This is a genomic window from Caldicellulosiruptor bescii DSM 6725, from assembly GCF_000022325.1.
GTDB classification, from domain to species: domain Bacteria; phylum Bacillota; class Thermoanaerobacteria; order Caldicellulosiruptorales; family Caldicellulosiruptoraceae; genus Caldicellulosiruptor; species Caldicellulosiruptor bescii.
Genome location: NC_012034.1, coordinates 2,015,830 through 2,032,849 on the forward strand (window position 1 = coordinate 2,015,830; position 17,020 = coordinate 2,032,849).

Consider the following 17,020-nt stretch of genomic DNA (forward strand, 5'->3'; position numbering starts at 1 on the left):
AAGTGGAGTTTTGTACTGAAAAACTTAAAGATACTATCAGAAAAAATATGGAGCTTTTCATTAACATCAGAAGAGATTTAAATAGACTTGCCGAACTTTCGTATGAAGAATTTAAGACACAAAAATATATAACGGAAAGACTTTCAGAGTGGGGCATTGAAAACTTTCCAACAGCAAAAACAGGCGTGATTGGAATTATAAATAGGTCTGATGAGTGCATTGGAATAAGAAGTGACATGGATGCAATTTTAGTAGAAGGCCAGCCAAGACACTGCTGCGGTCATGACTTTCATATGGCAGTGGTACTGGGGACAGCAAAGGTTCTTGCTGATATGGGATTTGAAAGATGTGTCAAATTTATATTTCAGCCTGCTGAGGAAGGACCAGGAGGTGCAAAAAGAGTAATCCAAGAAGGCGGGCTTGAAAATCCAAAGGTGATAAAGCTATTGGGATTTCACGTATGGCCAGGTGTTGATGTTGGAACAATTGAGGTTTCAAGTGGAGCTATAATGGCAAGCGTGGATGATTTTGAGATTGAGTTTATTGGAAAAGGCGGTCATGCTGCAATGCCAGAAGTAACTAAAAATCCAATTTATCCTGCTGTTGATTTTATTCAAAGTGGCAACAACTTCTTCAGTGCATTCTCTAACAAACTATCTCCTTTTCACATTTCGTTTTCTTCAATAAACAGTGGAGAAACATTTAACGTCATTTCAGAAACATGTAAAATAAAAGGAACTGTAAGAACATTTGATAGCAATATGCAGGATTTTATCTGCAAAAACATAAAAAACCTTGCAAAATCTTCTGCACAAAAATATAATTGTCAGGTAAATATCAATTATCAATTCCAATATCCACCTTTAATAAATAACCAGCAAATTACAGAAGAATTCATTGATGTAGCAAAAAAACTTCTTGGTCCTGAAAATGTAAAAAAAGCAATCCCAAGCTTTACAGCGGAAGACTTTGCATTTTACTGTCAAAAAGTTCCTTCGGTTTATTTCAGGCTCGGTATAAAAGAAAAAAGCAAAGGAGAAAATCCTTTGCACTCACCATACTTTGATGCATCAGAAAACAGTATCTTTTACGGTATATTTCTTTTGGCAGGGTATTTACTTGCTATTTAAAAGAGCTAACAGGACTTTTTGTGCACGTGAGAACTTGTTGCTTCTGACATAAATGGCTATATACTTATTCTTGGTTTCAAACCCGTATTTTTTGAGCAATAAAACTTGGTCTGCTTGAAGACCATATAAATCTTTTGTTGATTTGTCTTTCTCTTTAACATAACATGTATCATCTACAAATTTATCCAGTTTATTTTTGCTCACAAAAGACTTTAAGGAGTAAAACGCTCCATTTTGGGCATAGTTTGTAAATAGTTTTTTGTCAAGAATATAAATATCTCCCTCGCCCGCAGCAAGCATTACCATAAGTTTTTGCATAAACGCAAACTCCTGCTCGGATTTAGGAGTGTTTCCTGTGTAAAGTATCTGATCAATGTAAACTTTATCACCAGATTTTTTCTCAAGCTCTGAAATCAGCTTTTGAGCGTTTTCATCACCAATGAAATTTCCAACAAGTACAATTCTAACTTTTTTGTTTATATCATCACTGCTGCTTGAACATCCTGCTAACGTAAATACAAGAAATATTGCCAAAGTAATAACTGCAGAGATTCTTACTAACTTACATGTTTGTTTCATCATACAAATCACCTCCATTGTACTGCAAATATTGGCGTTTTTCCAAATAAAAAGGGAAGGGTAAATATATTGCCCTTCCCTTATAATTTTACTCTATTTTTTCTTACTTTACAATCTTGGCATACATGAAGTAGTTAAATCCAAGTGGAGAAATATAGTAATTCTTTACATAGTCTCTCAGAAGATAAACTTTTGTATAGAAATAGATTGGAATTATTGCATGGTCTTGCATCAATATTTTTTCTGCTTGTATCATATACTGCATTCTTTGTTTAGCATCAATGGTCTTCTTAGCCTTATCTATTAGAGAATCATATTGCTTATTGCTCCAATTTGTGTTATTATTGCCACTATATGAGGTAAACAAATCTAAGAAAGTCATCGGATCGTTATAATCGCCAACCCATCCATCTCTTGCTACTATATAGTCTTTTTTCTGTCTTCTTTCAAGCAATACTTTCCATTCCATATTAGAAAGTTTAACATTTATTCCAAGTTGTTTCCACATATTTTGAATAGCTTCGGCAACTTTTTTATGTCCTTCATCAGTATTATAAATAATCTCAATATCTGGGAAATTCTTTCCGTTTGGATACCCTGCTTCAGCTAACAGTTTCTTTGCTTTTGCTAAATCAGCATTCACTGGTAAGTAATTACCTGCTTCACTTCTGAAATCTTTAGAAATTCCTTTAACACCATATGGAACAAAACCTGTTGCTGGCTTTTGTTCACCTTTTAGAAGAGCTACAATACGTGTCCTATCAATAGCAAGTGATAAAGCCTCTCTTACTCTCTTATCATTAAAAGGTGCTTTCTTGCAATTTACATCATAGTAGTATGTTCCTAATAAAGGTGCTATTTTAAGTTTTCCTTCTTTTTTAAGTCTTGGAATTTCTTCGGTTGGTATACCTTCGGCACCATCAACTTGCCCTGCAGTAAAAGCCATCAAATTAGCATTGTTATCAGATGATAATTTAAGCACCATCTTTTGTAAAGTAATTGACTTTGCATCCCAGTAATTGGTGTTCTTAGTAAGTTCAATATAAGAATTATGAACCCATTTTGTCATTTTAAATGGACCATTTCCAATATATGTCTTTGGATCTGTTTGCCATTTATCACCATACTTCTCAACAATATCTTTTCTTACTGGGAAGTATGTTGGGAAGTTTGTAAGATCAATAAAGTATGGTGTTGGTGCTTCCAATGTAACCCGTAAAGTTGTAGCATTTAAAGCTTTGACACCAACATCAGATGCTTTTGCTTTACCTTCATAGAATTTTTGACCATTTTTGATGTAGAAAAGCTGATAAGCATATTCTGAACCTGTTTTCGGATCTAATGCTCTTTTCCAAGCATACTCAAAATCGTATGCTGTAACAGGTTTACCGTCTGACCACTTTGCATTCTTTCTTATATAGAAAGTATAAGTAAGTCCATCCTTTGATACTGTCCATTTTTCTGCCATTCCTGGGACAGTTCTTCCTTTTACATCAACCCTTGTCAAGCCTTCAAAAACATTAATAATAATATTTGCTGCATCAAGCGCAGTATTTAAAGCTGGGTCAAGATATCTTGGTTCAGCACCATTAATATAAGTAAGCACCTGTTTAGATGAAGCAGCTGTTGCATTTTTGTAATTTGTACCTAAAAATAACCCTGTCACAAGGAACGCAACTAAAATAAAAGTAGCCACAATACGCTTTTTCATAAACAAATCTCCTCCTCACATAAAATTTTGTTTATATATCTTTACGCAGCCTGCCTTATTTTCTGTCCATCAAATGGCAGGCTACGTAATGACCAGAACCTACATCCTTAAGTACTGGTTCTTCCTCTTTGCACCTGTCAAACGCATACCTGCATCTTGTTCTAAACCTGCAACCACTTGGAGGATTTAGAGGGCTTGGAACATCTCCCTCCAATATAATCCTTGTCCTCTCTTTAGAGACTTTCGGGTCAGGTATTGGTATTGCAGAAAGCAGTGCTTGTGTATACGGATGCAAAGGATTACTGTATAGTTCATTACTTTCTGCAAGTTCTACAAGTTTTCCTAAATACATTACTCCTACTCTGCTGCTTATATGTTTTACCATCGACAAATCATGTGCAATGAACAAATATGTCAAACCAAGTTGCTGTTGTAAATCCTCTAACATGTTTACAATCTGTGCTTGAATAGACACGTCAAGTGCCGAAATAGGCTCATCACATATAATGAACTCTGGTTCAACAGCTAAAGCCCTTGCAATACCAATTCTCTGTCTCTGTCCTCCAGAAAACTCGTGCGGATATCTGCTTGCGTGTTCACTACTGAGTCCTACAAGTCTTAAAAGTTCTTGAACTCTTTCTTTTTTTTCATTGCCCCTAGCAATATTGTGTATTTCAAGTGGCTCGCCTATAATATCACCAACTGTCATTCTTGGATTTAGTGAGGCATACGGGTCCTGGAAAATCATCTGCATGGATTTTCTATAAGGAAGCATGTCCTTTTTTGTTATATCTTCTCCTTTGAATATAATCTGCCCGCCTGTTGGCTCATAAAGCCTTATGATGGTTCTTCCTGTTGTAGACTTGCCGCAGCCGCTTTCACCAACAAGTCCCAGCGTCTCACCCTTTTTTATGAAAAAGCTCACGTTATCTACCGCTTTTATATATGCTTTTTTCCCCAATCCCATCTTTACTGAAAAATATTTTTTTAGATTTTTTATTTCAATCAAAACCTCATTCAACTTTTCCACCTACCTCTAAAATTGCAACTTACTTATTCATTTGCAGCTTTTGCCTTTTCCAGCAAGCTCTGCGGAGCATACTGGTGATTAAGCCAGCACCTTGACATATGACCATCCTCAACTTCGAAAAGTGGTGGTCTTACTTCCAAACACACTCTCATTGCATATTCACATCTTGGCGCAAACGGACATCCTTTTGGAGGCTTCAATAAATCTGGTGGCTGTCCTTCTATTGGCACAAGCCTTTTTTTAAGCCCTAAATGCATCTTGGGAACAGACCTCAAAAGCCCCCATGTATACGGATGCTTGGGGTTGTAAAATATATCATCAACAGTTCCTTCCTCTACAATAATTCCACCATACATTACAATCACCTTTTGGCATATGTCTGCCACAACACCAAGGTCATGAGTAATAAGTATAATTGACATCTTAAGCTGCTGTTGAAGTTTTTTCAAAAGGTCCAATATCTGAGCCTGGATGGTAACGTCAAGTGCAGTTGTTGGCTCATCTGCAATTAAAAGCTTGGGGTTGCACGAAAGAGCCATCGCTATCATAACTCTCTGGCGCATACCACCCGAAAACTCGTGCGGGTACTGTGAAAGTCTTCGCTCAGGACTTGGAATACCAACAAGCTTTAACATCTCAACCGCTCTTTTTTTAGCCTGAGCTGTTGAAACTTTGTTGTGTATCTTTATCGCTTCTATTAACTGATTTCCGATTGTAAAAACAGGATTTAAAGATGTCATAGGGTCCTGAAATATCATACTGATTTTGTTTCCTCTTATGTCTCTCATTTCTTTTTCAGAAAGTTTAAGTAAGTCCTTACCTTCAAATATTATCTGACCGTCAACTATTTTTCCAGGCGGTGCAATAAGTCTCATGATGGACATTGAGGTAACACTTTTACCGCTTCCAGATTCACCTACAATACCTACAGTCTGTCCCTCATATACATCAAACGAAACATCGTTTACTGCCTTAACCTCTCCAACATGAGTAAAAAATGACGTTTTCAAATTCTTTACTTCTAACAATTTTTCAGCCAACTCTTTTCACCTCAAATTCTGGAAAATTATGTTTGAAAAAAGTTACTTTCTCATTCTTGGATCAAGTGCATCTCTGAGCCCATCCCCAAACAAGTTGAATGCAAGTATTATCAAACACAACAAAAGCGATGGGAAAAATAGCCTATAAGGGTATGATATAAAACCGTTAACACCATCTGATGCCAAAGAACCAAGTGATGGAACAGGTGCATCAACACCAAGACCAATGAAGCTCAAAAAAGACTCAGTAAAAATGGCACTTGGAATCTGCAGCGTAGCAGTGACTATAATTGACCCCATGCTGTTTGGAATCAGGTGCCTGAGCAAAATCCTCCAACCACTTGCACCAATTGTTTTTGCGGCTGTAACATATTCTTGCTGTTTTAAGCTTAATATCTCTCCACGCACAATCCTCGCCATCGAAATCCAGTAAGTAAGTCCCAATGCAATGTATATACAAACAAGTGGTGCACCCACTGTCTGAAGTCCGCTCAAAAATGAATACTTATCAAAAAGAGCTTCCAAAGCAGGCTTTAACGATACTGAAAGAAGAATTACGTAAATCATCAAAGGTATACTGTACAGGATATCAACTATTCTCATCATTATATTGTCAACTCTGCCACCTATATACCCCGAGATGCCCCCATATAAAACACCAATCACAATATTTATAATTGTTGCAACAATTCCTATGGAAAGAGAGATTCTCATACCATACAAGCATCTTACAAACAAATCTCTACCAAGCTCATCAGTTCCAAATAAATGAGTAAGTGACGGTGGCAGTGCTTCATGCCCTCTAATCTGCTGATCATATTTGTATGGCATAACTATTGGACCAATTATGGCAAGCAAAATAAAAAACACTATTGTCCACATTGATGCCATTGCTACTTTATTAGCCTTAAGTCTTCTCCATGCATCCTGCCAGTAGCTCATGCTTGGCCTGACAATTGTCTCTTGCTGCCTCTCTTCTTTCGGAACTGGTACAAAAAGTTCTTTTGATACGCTCTCCATTATCTTCTTTTCCCCCTTAAAATCAGTCCTCAAGTTTTATACGCGGGTCTATAAATACATAGATAATGTCAACAATTAGGTTCATAAATATCAAAAATGCTGCATAAAATATTGTGGTTCCCATCACAAGCGAATAGTCCCTGTTAGATATACTATCAACATAGAACCTCCCCATTCCTGGGATTGAGAAAATCTTTTCAACAACAAAACTACCAGTAAGTATACCTGCAATTAAAGGACCCAAATACGTAACAACAGGTATCAAAGAATTTTTCAGCGCATGTTTGTATATGACTATGAAATCTGAAAGTCCTTTTGCGCGTGCAGTTCTAATATAGTCCTGTGATAAACTTTCAAGCATACTGCTTCGAATAAGCCTTGCAATAAAAGATATTGGATATGCTGCCAGTGTAACAACAGGAAGAACATAGCTTTTAGGTTCATCTAATCCCATTATAGGTACAAGTTGAAGCTTTACACCAAAGATATACATTAAAATTACAGCAAGTACAAATCCAGGTATCGTAATGAAAATGGTTGCTATAATCATAGACAAATTATCCTGCCATTTACCTTGATGTACGGCAGACCAGATACCAAGCGGTATCCCTATCAGCAAACTCAAAATTATAGCCAAAATACCCACCTTAGCAGAAATGGGAAACGTTTCTGCAATAATCTCATTAACTGTTCTACCTTGATTTCTCATTGAAATTCCCAAATCACCGTGTAAAAGGCTATTTAAATATTTGAAATATTGCACTCCAAGCGGTTTGTTAAGTCCATATTTCTCGTTCAGGTTTTGCAAAATCTGCTCAGGCAAAGTCTTTTCACCCGTGAATGGACCACCTGGTATCATTCTCATAAGAAAAAATGTAACAGTAACTATGACGAATAATGATACAATAGACCACACTATCCTTTTGAGTATGTATCTTGCCACGTACAATCTCTCCTTCAGTAATTAATTTATTAAACAATTAATGAACATTTATGCAATTGTTTGAATATTTATAAAATTATTAATTTCAAAATTCTCGTTGATAATTATAGCACTATGTGCTTGCATAATCAATACATTTATGTGCGTTTAATTTTCTGAAAATATCAATTTTTTGTCAATCGTTTGAATTGTATGCATGTATCTGTTTATACTTATTAAAGTTTTTCTCAAATTTTCGGCTGGTGCATTGCTCAAAATGAAGGATAATATCTTGAAGTTTTCATTTTAGTACATTTTGGTTCATTAATATTTATTCTATTGAGCGGCATAAAAATTTTTGTGTGTTTTGAACTATCTTTTTGAGGGTAAAATTATGATAGAAAACAAATGGGCTTGGGAGGAAAAACTTTATGAGAAAACCGGGTAAAATTGTAATTATTGGAACTGGCTTTGTAGGCTCATCAACTGCTTTTGCTCTTGTAGATGCCGGGCTTGCAACAGAACTTGTTTTAATTGATGTAAACCGTGCAAAAGCCGAAGGTGAAGCCATGGATTTAAATCACGGAATATCCTTTGTAAAACCCGTCAAGATATGGGCAGGTGATTATGAAGATTGCAAAGATGCTGATATAATAATAATCACTGCTGGTGCCAACCAAAAGCCTGGTGAAACAAGGCTTGATTTGACTTATAAAAATGCACAAATTACAAAGTCGATAATTGAAAATATTATCAAATATACGCATGATGCAATACTTTTAATGGTAACAAACCCTGTTGATGTTCTCACGTATGTAATGTATAAAGTTTCAGGCCTGCCAAAAAATCAGGTTATAGGTTCTGGAACAGTCTTAGACTCATCACGATTTAGATACCTTTTGGCACAACACTGCCAGGTTGATGTGAGAAATGTTCATGCATATATATTGGGCGAACATGGAGACAGTGAAATTGCTGCCTGGTCTCTTACAAATATAGGCGGCGTGAATTTTATGCAGGAGTGTCTATTATGCGGGAAAAATTGCTCACCTGAAGTAAAAGAGCAAATATTCAACAAAGTAAAAAATGCTGCATACGAAATAATTGAAAGAAAAGGAGCAACATATTACGCCATTGCATTGGCTGTTAGAAGAATTGTTGAAGCTATAATCAGAGATGAAAATTCTATACTGCCTGTATCATCAATAGTTGATGACGTATATGGTGTAAAAGACGTTGCAATTTCCCTTCCTGCAATTATCAACAAAAGCGGAGTTGTAAAAGTATTTGATATACCACTGACAGATGAGGAAAAAGAAAAGCTTAAAAACTCTGCTCAGGTAATAAAAAGTGTGATAGAGTCTTTAAAACTATAATAGGAGGCTGTCTAAAAACAAAATTTTAAAATTCTTATTTCGCAATATATAGGTAAACTAAATAAATCAAAAACTATATATTTTAAGAAAGGGGCTATCCAATTATCTTTTTGGACAGCCCCTTTTGCTTTATTTTCTTTGCTACTTTGAGCTGTTGCAATTTTGTTTTTGTCGTGATAAAATAGCAATTAGTCTTAAATTTTGAGTGGAGGTGAAAAGTTTTGGCAAACACAAAGTCTGCTAAAAAGAAGATAAAGGTTATAAGACGTAGAACTATTGAAAATAAGATTCAAAAATTTAAAATGAAAAAGGCTATAAAAGAGGTCAAAAAAGCACTGCTTAGCGGTGACATCGAAAAGGCAAAAGAACTTTACTCAAAAGCTGCAAAGCTCATTGACCAAACAGCTGCAAAAGGCGTAATTCATAAGAACAATGCTTCAAGAAAGAAATCAAGACTTATGAAACTAATCAACAAGTACGCTGCTCTGTCTTCACCACAGCCAGAATCAAAAGCTCAATAACAAAAAAGGGCTGTCCAGTCTCTTTTCAATGGATAGCCTTTTTATATTTTATTTTACAATTTGATACAAAAGCACTTCAAGCGCTGTCTCATCATCAATTTGCCCTCTTTTTATCATGTACTCGTATTCTATGGTCTTTTGAATTATAGTTTTTATTTTATCAAGGGTAAAGGTTTCTGCTTGTTTTTTGTACTTGTCAACAAAGAACTCTAAAATACCAAGCTGCTTTGCAATCTGTTTTTTGTTTGTCTCCTGCATCTCTTTTAACATTCCAAGTATCTTAAAATGTCGTAAAATCAAAGCCAAAATCTTGCTGACACTTGTCCTGAGCTGATACAGCTCTCTCAGGTACTTATACCCACTTTCTAAATCCTTTGTCGCAAAAGCATCAAGCATCTGGAATATATGGTCTTGTGGGTTGTCTGTCAAGGTCTTTAATATATCATCATGAGTAACCTTGCTTCTTTTGCCAAGATATGAAATGAGAACTTGTAAATAGTTATAAATTAGCATCATATCTTTGTTGTAATGAAGAATAATCTCCTGGGCCATATTATCAGAGATTGTTTTTCCTTCTTTAGACATTACATTTTGAACCCACTTTACTAAATCTGGCATAGAAGGTTGCACAAACTCTGCAGAAAATGCTATTTGTTTGAGGGCTGAAAATAGCTTGTTTTCTTTTGCTTCGTATTCTTTAAAGATTATATAAGTACTGTCACTTTTAAAATTCTTGAGATTATCTATGATAGCAGAAAGATTTAAGCTGGAGTTTGTAGATGTATACTTGAAAAAGTTTTTAAAGATTAGCACTCTTGGCTCTAAATCAAAAGATATTGAAAACATTTCGTTTATTATATCGTTATAATTTGCAGTTTCGCCGTCAAATCTTACTATGTTGTTTAAATTTCCACCTACTATGGCATGGCTAAAACGCTTGGTATATTCATCAATCAAAAATATCTCTTGTCCATAAAAAAGGTAAATCTTCTTAAAATCTTTTTTCAATAGTTGCGAATTTAATTCTTTTATAATCTCTTTTGTTTTCTCAGCCATTTTAAATATTTCACCTCACAATATACGGATTTACCATCATCTTATTTCTGTCAACTATAATGTCTATGGTTCCATTTAAATCTGTTCTATACACCTTAATGTTTCTGTCTTTGAGTCTTTGTAAGACCTCATTCGAAGGATGCCCAAAGATGTTGTCTTTCCCTACAGAAATTACTGCAAATGTTGGCTTTACATTTTCCAAAAACTCTTCAGATGTTGCTGTGCTGCTTCCATGGTGTCCCACCTTTAAGATCTTTGTCTGCAAGTTATATTTCTTTACGTATTCCTTTTCAGACTCATATGAGGCATCACCTGTAAATAGCATAGAAAAATTGCCAAGGGTCAGCTTCACAACAACAGAACTATTTTCATCTTCCTCTACTGGTGGGATAAAATAGGCTTTTAAATCCTTGTAGCGATAAACTTTCAAGCTATCTACTAACACAACCTTTTGCCCTTTGAACTTTTGAGCATTTTCAAAATATACCTCTTTTGATGTTACAATTGTGTCCACTTTCATCTCATAAAGCAGATACTCAAAGTCCCCCATATGGTCGCTGTGCTTGTGTGTCAAGACTAAAACATCAAGTTTTGCTACTCCTCTTTTGAGTATATACGGAAGAACAATTCTTTTCAAGCTGCTAAAATCTTCATATTCAGGCCCTGTGTCAATCAGCATTGAAAATCCCTTGTATGTAATAAAGCTACTGTCTCCCTGCCCTACGTCTATCACGTTTATGATGAGCCTGTTGTAATTTATAAGTGTCTGTAAGATAAATGCCACAAGCAGTCCACAAATACTCAAATATATCACATATTTTAGTTGCCTGTTTATAAATTTTCTAAAAATTAAAGATGCCACAACAAGATAGTAACAAAATATTAGCTTTTCATCCCATAAAATGACCTTTACATGCGAAAATCCTACATAAGATAATCTTGAAAGGTACATTAGCACGTTCACACAGACTTCTAAAAACCATTTAAATGGTAATATATCTATATTGAAAACCAATAATAGACAATACAGCAGCCCAGCCGGTACAACAGCACCTGCAACTGGTACAGCAACTATGTTTGTCAAGAATGAAATAACTGAGATCTCAGAAAAATAATAAGCTATCAACGGCAATATTAAAATCTGAGCAGAAATTGAAACTGCAATAAGTGAAGATATACCTCTTGGTATCTTTAACTTCGCAAAATATTCATATATCCCTTTACAAAACAGAATTATTGAAAGAACACTCAAAAAAGACAGCTGGAACCCAATGTCAAAAAGAAAAAGCGGATTTACAAGCAGCATCAAAACGCTTGATACAGATAGGCTATTGAGCGTATCAGGATTTCTGTAAATAATCCTTCCAGCATAGAAGATTATCGCCATAATCGAAGCCCTAACAACTGATGCTGACATCCCTGTGACAATAGCAAAAATAACTATGACACCTATTATTAAAAAGTTTACTCCTTTACCATATATCTTTAATATTCTTCTGAACAAAATCTCAACAAAAGCGCAAAGCACCCCTACATTTCCACCAGAGACTGCAAGAAGGTGAGCAAGTCCGCTTCGCTGAAAGTCTTTGTACACATCATCTGGAATTGTAGATTTGTTGCCAAGAATCAAACCTTTTAAAAGCGAAGATATATCATTTTCAAAAGAGCTATCTATGAGGTTATTTAACTGTGTAGAAAATCTATTGAGAAGATTGAGAACATTTTTTCCTTGATAGATAACCTCTATGTCTTTTGAGTAAAGTGTATAAATAGCACCTTTGCCTTTCAAATATTCTCTGTAATCAAAACCAAATTTACTTGTCTTTCCTTTTGGAATTTTAAGTTTTCCAGAAACTTTTACAGTATCTCCATAAAAAATACTTTTTTTAGACTCTGTTGTGACTCTAATAACAACAGCCTTTGAATTTAGTTTTGTTTTAAGGTAAAAGGAAGTCTTTTTATCGCTTATCTCGGGAAATGAGCAGATATTGCCAACAATATAAACATGTTTCCCATCCAGATTTTTTTGAGGCTCAAGAATATTGAAAATGTAATAAGTCCTGAAAAGCTGCAGCGTGAGAAAAAGAAAACATAAAATAAACATAAACTTTTCCTTTTTAAAGTACTGAGGAAGAAAATAGTAGGTAGCACACAGCGCTCCTAAAATTAGCAAAAGGCAAAATACAAGTACCTCAATTTTTTTTATATTTCTGCCCAGAACAATTCCTATCATCATAAAACTGGCAACAAATAACGCCTTTCTTGTCATGGTTTGAGTACCCTGCTTTCTAACATGTAGAAAATTTCATCATCTATCTTTAAATTTCCCTTCCCAACTCCTATACAAATCTCTGGTTTGTTTTCCCCGTGAAAGTCGCTTCCACCACTGATAGCAAGGTCAAGTTTTTTGGCAATTTCCAAAAGCATATTTGTTTCTTTTTGGCTGTGATCTGAGTGGAAAACCTCAAGCCCGTCAAGCCCATATTCTTTTAGCTCCAAAAATACATTTTCACTTCCCTCATCCAGATATAAATACTTGTGAGGATGTGCCAGTATAGCAAGTCCGCCTGCTTTTTTTATTGCCTCAATAGCCTCCTGAGGTTTTAACTTATCCTTTTTCACATAAGCAGGTTTGCCAAAACCTAAAAGCTTTTCAAACACCTCTTTTGTGGTGGAAAAGTATCCTTTCTTGACAAGTACCTGGGCAATATGAGGTCTTCCTATCATCTCACCCGAAGATAACTTTTCTACTTCATCCATCGAAATGTCATATCCCATTTTCCTGAGCTTTTCAATTATCTTAGGGTTTCTTTCTTTCCTGAACCTTTCAAGCATCTTTAGCTTTTGCTGCAAGAATTCATTGTTAATATCTACAAAAAGCCCTAAAATGTGCATTTCTATCTCAAAATCAGCGCTTATTTCAACACCGCTCACCACTTTAATCCCAAGCCTGTTTCCCTCATCGATGGCATGTATTACACCATCTGTTGTATCATGGTCGGTTATTGCAATAGCAAAAAGCCCTTTTTCTTTAGCAAGCTTTACAACCTCTTGAGGAGTAAGCGTTCCATCCGAAAATGTTGTGTGAACATGAAGGTCAACCATTCTGAGCAGCACTTCCTTTCTCTATTTATTATATCTTAATCTAAATAAATTAACAAAACAAAAAGGTGGCCTTTTAGCTCTTTTAAGACCACCTCAAAAACTTAAACAAATGAACTTATAATTTGCTTGCAATCTCGCGGGCAATCAAAACTCCGTTCACGCTCGCCTGCATAAGTCCTCTTGTAATACCTGCTCCATCGCCACCAAAATAAAGGTTTTGAATTGTCAAACACTCAAAATTGTTCTTGACTTTTACCTCGTTTGAATAAAACTTAACCTCAACACCGTAAAGCAGCGTATCAAACGATGCAACACCCTGCACGACATAGTCCAAAGCTTCAATCATCTCTTTTATATCAAGCATTATTCTGTAGGGCAAAACCAAACTCAAATCACCGGCAACAGCATCAGTAAGTGTTGGTACAACAGAGTTTCTTTTTATCCTCTCCTCGTTTGATCTTCTACCTCTTATAAAATCACCATACCTTTGAACAAGTACTTTGCCTCCTGAGAGCATGTTTGCAAGTTCTGCAATGTATTTGCCATACTTTATACTATCTTTGAATGGGTCTGTAAAATGTTTTGATACAAGCAGAGCAAAGTTTGTGTTGTCGCTCTTTATATTCTTGTAGCTGTGACCGTTAACTACTGCCAGGTTGTCATAGTGCTCAACAGCAACATACCCACCCGGGTTCATGCAAAATGTTCTTACCTTGTCATCAAATGTTTTTGTATAGTATATGAACTTGCTCTCATAAAGATGCTCAGTTATACCCTTCCATATATGATTTGGTGTCTCTACTCTCACACCTATGTCAACCCTGTTATTCTCACACGGGATATTGTACTTTTCTATTATCTTCGAAAGCCAGCTCGCACCCTCACGTCCCACACATATAACAACATTTTTTGCATAGTATATACTGCCATCCTCAGCAACAACCCCTGCCGCTTTTCCATCTTCCACAATCAAGTCTTTTACAGGTGTTCTGAATTTTATCTCAATGTTATTGCTGAGGAGAAAATCCTGGAGTCTTTTGTATATCTTTTTTGCCTCTTCGGTGCCAAGATGTCTTATTGGACTTTCAACAAGCATGAGGTTCGCAACAGTTGCCTTCCTTTTTATTTCCTCAATCACCTGACTATTTGTACCATATACCTTAGTGTCTGCCCCATTTTCAAGGTATATGCTATCTACGTACTTTATGAGCTCTACTGCCTTGCTTTGCCCAACAAATTCTTGAATTCTGCCACCAACGTTTGGTGAAAGCGACAACTTCCCATCTGAAAATGCACCTGCACCCGAAAATCCAGTTGTTATATTGCAGGGTTTGCAGCCACTACAAACATTTGTAACTCTCTTTGGACACTCTCTTGACTCGATATCTCTTCCTTTCTCAAATATCACAACTTTTGCCACAGAAGAAGTTTTCACAAGCTCATATGCCGTAAATATCCCACATGGTCCTGCCCCTACAATAATGACATCATACTTTGTGTTCATATTCCTCACCCTCTTGGCCTTTGCAAAATTAAATTTCCCTTTGAAATGTTACACCAAATTATAAAATTTGTCTATTAAAAATTTACACACTTTTTTAATAATTGAGAAACGAAAAATCTAAACAAATGAGGTAATATAAAAATAGAAGAAAAAATTTACAAGGAGGCAATAAAAAAATGAAAAGAAAACTGATAAGCTTAATTTTAGTTTTCGTCTTTACTTTTCTCTTATTAGTTCCGGTATATGCTGACCAAGATACATCAGCTACTTCATCTTCTCAGACTGTAACAAGCTCAGCCTATAGCACAACTCAAGTACAAACTTATCAAACCACTGAGAACACTACTTACTCTCAGACTTACAATACTCAAAATTCGACAACCACAACCACAACATATTCTTCAACTTACAGTACAAATTCAACTACTGAAGTAATTCCACCTATTTCAAATGATAATGTAAATATCCAAGAAGTACAGAAACTTTCAAAAGAGCAGAAAAAGGCTATTAATAACTTCATTTTGCAAATCAATCAACTAAGAACAAAGTTTAACAAGATTAATGCTGAGGTAAATCATCTTAGGGCAAAGATAAATGCTTACATTCAAGCTGCTAAAAGATATGATAAGAACTTCTTTACTCAGGAAATGAACAAGATAATTAATGATGTAAACAAGGCAATATCACAACTTCAAAAGGAACTCAAAAAGAAGAATTTCTCGTCATCCAAAGTAGCAGAGCTTAACAATCAACTAACTCAAAAACTCAATGAACTAAAAGTATATGAAGAAGTCTATAAAAACCAGCAGCAACAGGCAGTTGACCAGGCTGTATATCAAATAAAACAACTTGTCGACCAGATTCAACCAACAGTAAGCCAAAAGGTGTACCAGATAAATACCATCGATAAGCAGATAAAAGTCAAACTCTACGAATATCATCAGATAGCTAAGAGCAGTGATTACAATAAAATAGTCAGCTTATTGAATGAAGTTGTAGGCTTGTATCAGGCAAAAGTTAATACTATCTCCGAAATAAAAAGTCTTTACACAGATGTTCTTTCAAAAATTGAAAACATTATTAAAAACTCTCTCAATATGCCCAAAAAGTATGTTCAGCCAATGCAAGAAAAGAAAATCACAATTCCTGGCAAAGGTAACTCTAAAATAGAAATAGAGATAAAAAAGATTCCTCAGCAGCCTCACAAAGGAAAGAAGAAATAAAATTTTAAGCTTATGTTCAAAACAAAAAGGTGTACATCCGAAAAGAAGGATGTACACCTAATTTTTTTCTACAAGATACTTCCAATATCTTTTGGGCATGTTCTGCTGCTGAAGTTTTAGATTTTTTCGCTCTTCGATTGCCATAGATTTGAAATACTTCTTCCACAGCATCTGAAACATCTCTTCTTGATGAGTTACTTTTAATTTTAAGTTATTGCAAATTAAAAACTGGACTTTTTTTCTATCGTAAATAGCAACTTTGTTTCGCTTCACATCATGGATGACCCAGCAAAATTCATTCAGCCTATTTTTAAAAAAATATGCAATTGGTTTTATAATGTCGTTTTTGGGTTCAAACTTGGCATAAAGAAATCCTTCATTTGTCTCACAAAACCTCATAAGCCCCATGTATTTTCCTATTTCCCTGCTAACGTTTTTTGCCATCTTTTCAACTGCGTTTGCTATATCATCACTGTAAAGATACTTTATCTTTTTGCCATGGGTAAGTAACAAAAATAGATATCTCAAAATATAACTCTCTTTGTCTTCAGTATCTGACAAAAATGCATAGTAAATCTTTTTGAAAACACTGCAATCAGTTTTTTCAATTATGCCTTTCCTCATTTCCAAAAACGTTTTGAAATCATTTTGAACCTCTCTTACACTATCTATAAACATCGGTTGGTATTCATTTTTTGAAACAATTATAGCTCTATCTTTATCTATACCTTCAGAAATTATATGAAATGCCGCACACATAAAACCTTCGAATGTTCCGTCATACAAAAATATTTTGTACACCT

15 protein-coding genes are annotated in these 17,020 nt (G+C 35.3%); 4 read left to right on the top strand and 11 right to left on the bottom strand.

Translation table 11 applies throughout. From position 1 onward, the window contains the following. Window positions 1-2: 2 nt before the first annotated feature. Window positions 3-1,130 (top strand): M20 family metallopeptidase, encoded by a 1,128-nt coding sequence (locus tag ATHE_RS09585; RefSeq protein ID WP_015908292.1) that lies wholly within the window; start codon window positions 3-5, stop codon window positions 1,128-1,130. Here the strand turns inward: ATHE_RS09585 and ATHE_RS09590 are convergent. The 6 genes from ATHE_RS09590 to ATHE_RS09615 form a co-directional block, all read right to left on the bottom strand. Continuing rightward, on the bottom strand, window positions 1,116-1,712 hold the full coding sequence (locus tag ATHE_RS09590) for a type 2 periplasmic-binding domain-containing protein (protein ID WP_015908293.1): 597 nt from the start codon (window positions 1,710-1,712) through the stop codon (window positions 1,116-1,118). The genes ATHE_RS09585 and ATHE_RS09590 overlap by 15 nt on opposite strands. A 100-nt stretch (window positions 1,713-1,812) precedes the next feature. After that, window positions 1,813-3,420 carry a peptide ABC transporter substrate-binding protein gene (locus ATHE_RS09595; protein ID WP_015908294.1) on the bottom strand — a complete coding sequence of 536 codons (1,608 nt, stop codon included), beginning with the start codon at window positions 3,418-3,420 and terminating at the stop codon, window positions 1,813-1,815. A gap of 55 nt (window positions 3,421-3,475) precedes the next feature. Further along, complete coding sequence (locus ATHE_RS09600; protein ID WP_015908295.1) at window positions 3,476-4,441, bottom strand: ABC transporter ATP-binding protein; 966 nt, start codon at window positions 4,439-4,441, stop codon at window positions 3,476-3,478. A gap of 32 nt (window positions 4,442-4,473) precedes the next feature. Further along, window positions 4,474-5,490, bottom strand: coding sequence for an ABC transporter ATP-binding protein (locus tag ATHE_RS09605; protein WP_015908296.1), 1,017 nt, complete (start codon window positions 5,488-5,490; stop codon window positions 4,474-4,476). 42 nt (window positions 5,491-5,532) lie between these two features. Then, window positions 5,533-6,510, bottom strand: coding sequence for an ABC transporter permease (locus ATHE_RS09610; protein WP_015908297.1), 978 nt, complete (start codon window positions 6,508-6,510; stop codon window positions 5,533-5,535). Between the two features lie 22 nt (window positions 6,511-6,532). Next, window positions 6,533-7,453, bottom strand: coding sequence for an ABC transporter permease (locus ATHE_RS09615; protein WP_015908298.1), 921 nt, complete (start codon window positions 7,451-7,453; stop codon window positions 6,533-6,535). A gap of 410 nt (window positions 7,454-7,863) precedes the next feature. Between ATHE_RS09615 and ATHE_RS09620 the strand changes: the two genes are divergently transcribed. Beyond that, window positions 7,864-8,808 carry an L-lactate dehydrogenase gene (locus ATHE_RS09620; RefSeq protein WP_015908299.1) on the top strand — a complete coding sequence of 315 codons (945 nt, stop codon included), beginning with the start codon at window positions 7,864-7,866 and terminating at the stop codon, window positions 8,806-8,808. 221 nt (window positions 8,809-9,029) lie between these two features. Next, a complete protein-coding gene (gene rpsT / locus ATHE_RS09625) occupies window positions 9,030-9,329 on the top strand; it encodes a 30S ribosomal protein S20 (RefSeq protein ID WP_013291003.1) in 300 nt (99 codons plus the stop codon). A 48-nt stretch (window positions 9,330-9,377) separates the two neighbouring features. Here rpsT and holA read toward each other — a convergent pair whose 3' ends face one another. The 4 genes from holA to ATHE_RS09645 form a co-directional block, all read right to left on the bottom strand. Continuing rightward, entirely contained in the window at window positions 9,378-10,385 is a 1,008-nt protein-coding gene (holA, locus tag ATHE_RS09630) for a DNA polymerase III subunit delta (RefSeq protein ID WP_015908300.1), read from the bottom strand. A 10-nt stretch (window positions 10,386-10,395) separates the two neighbouring features. After that, the gene (locus tag ATHE_RS09635; RefSeq protein WP_015908301.1) at window positions 10,396-12,654 is read right to left on the bottom strand and encodes a DNA internalization-related competence protein ComEC/Rec2; all 2,259 of its coding nucleotides are present in this window, start codon (window positions 12,652-12,654) and stop codon (window positions 10,396-10,398) included. Then, window positions 12,651-13,490: a PHP domain-containing protein gene (locus ATHE_RS09640; RefSeq protein WP_015908302.1), complete on the bottom strand. Its 840-nt coding sequence runs from the start codon at window positions 13,488-13,490 to the stop codon at window positions 12,651-12,653. Before ATHE_RS09640 ends, ATHE_RS09635 begins: the two co-directional genes overlap by 4 nt. Before the next feature lie 115 nt (window positions 13,491-13,605). Further along, complete coding sequence (locus ATHE_RS09645) at window positions 13,606-14,994, bottom strand: NAD(P)/FAD-dependent oxidoreductase (RefSeq protein ID WP_015908303.1); 1,389 nt, start codon at window positions 14,992-14,994, stop codon at window positions 13,606-13,608. Between the two features lie 176 nt (window positions 14,995-15,170). Between ATHE_RS09645 and ATHE_RS09650 the strand changes: the two genes are divergently transcribed. Continuing rightward, on the top strand, window positions 15,171-16,217 hold the full coding sequence (locus ATHE_RS09650) for a hypothetical protein (RefSeq protein ID WP_015908304.1): 1,047 nt from the start codon (window positions 15,171-15,173) through the stop codon (window positions 16,215-16,217). 57 nt (window positions 16,218-16,274) lie between these two features. Here the strand turns inward: ATHE_RS09650 and ATHE_RS09655 are convergent, their stop codons facing one another. Further along, complete coding sequence (locus tag ATHE_RS09655; protein WP_015908305.1) at window positions 16,275-17,018, bottom strand: TIGR03915 family putative DNA repair protein; 744 nt, start codon at window positions 17,016-17,018, stop codon at window positions 16,275-16,277. Window positions 17,019-17,020: the final 2 nt, after the last annotated feature.

Coding starts and splice junctions, on each gene's coding strand:
- ATHE_RS09590 (WP_015908293.1), bottom strand. CDS start 1,712: ATGATGAAACAAACATGTAAGTTAGTAAGAATCTCTGCAGTTATTACT.
- ATHE_RS09595 (WP_015908294.1), bottom strand. CDS start 3,420: ATGAAAAAGCGTATTGTGGCTACTTTTATTTTAGTTGCGTTCCTTGTG.
- ATHE_RS09610 (WP_015908297.1), bottom strand. CDS start 6,510: ATGGAGAGCGTATCAAAAGAACTTTTTGTACCAGTTCCGAAAGAAGAG.
- ATHE_RS09620 (WP_015908299.1), top strand. CDS start 7,864: ATGAGAAAACCGGGTAAAATTGTAATTATTGGAACTGGCTTTGTAGGC.
- holA (WP_015908300.1), bottom strand. CDS start 10,385: ATGGCTGAGAAAACAAAAGAGATTATAAAAGAATTAAATTCGCAACTA.
- ATHE_RS09635 (WP_015908301.1), bottom strand. CDS start 12,654: ATGACAAGAAAGGCGTTATTTGTTGCCAGTTTTATGATGATAGGAATT.
- ATHE_RS09640 (WP_015908302.1), bottom strand. CDS start 13,490: ATGGTTGACCTTCATGTTCACACAACATTTTCGGATGGAACGCTTACT.
- ATHE_RS09645 (WP_015908303.1), bottom strand. CDS start 14,994: ATGAACACAAAGTATGATGTCATTATTGTAGGGGCAGGACCATGTGGG.
- ATHE_RS09650 (WP_015908304.1), top strand. CDS start 15,171: ATGAAAAGAAAACTGATAAGCTTAATTTTAGTTTTCGTCTTTACTTTT.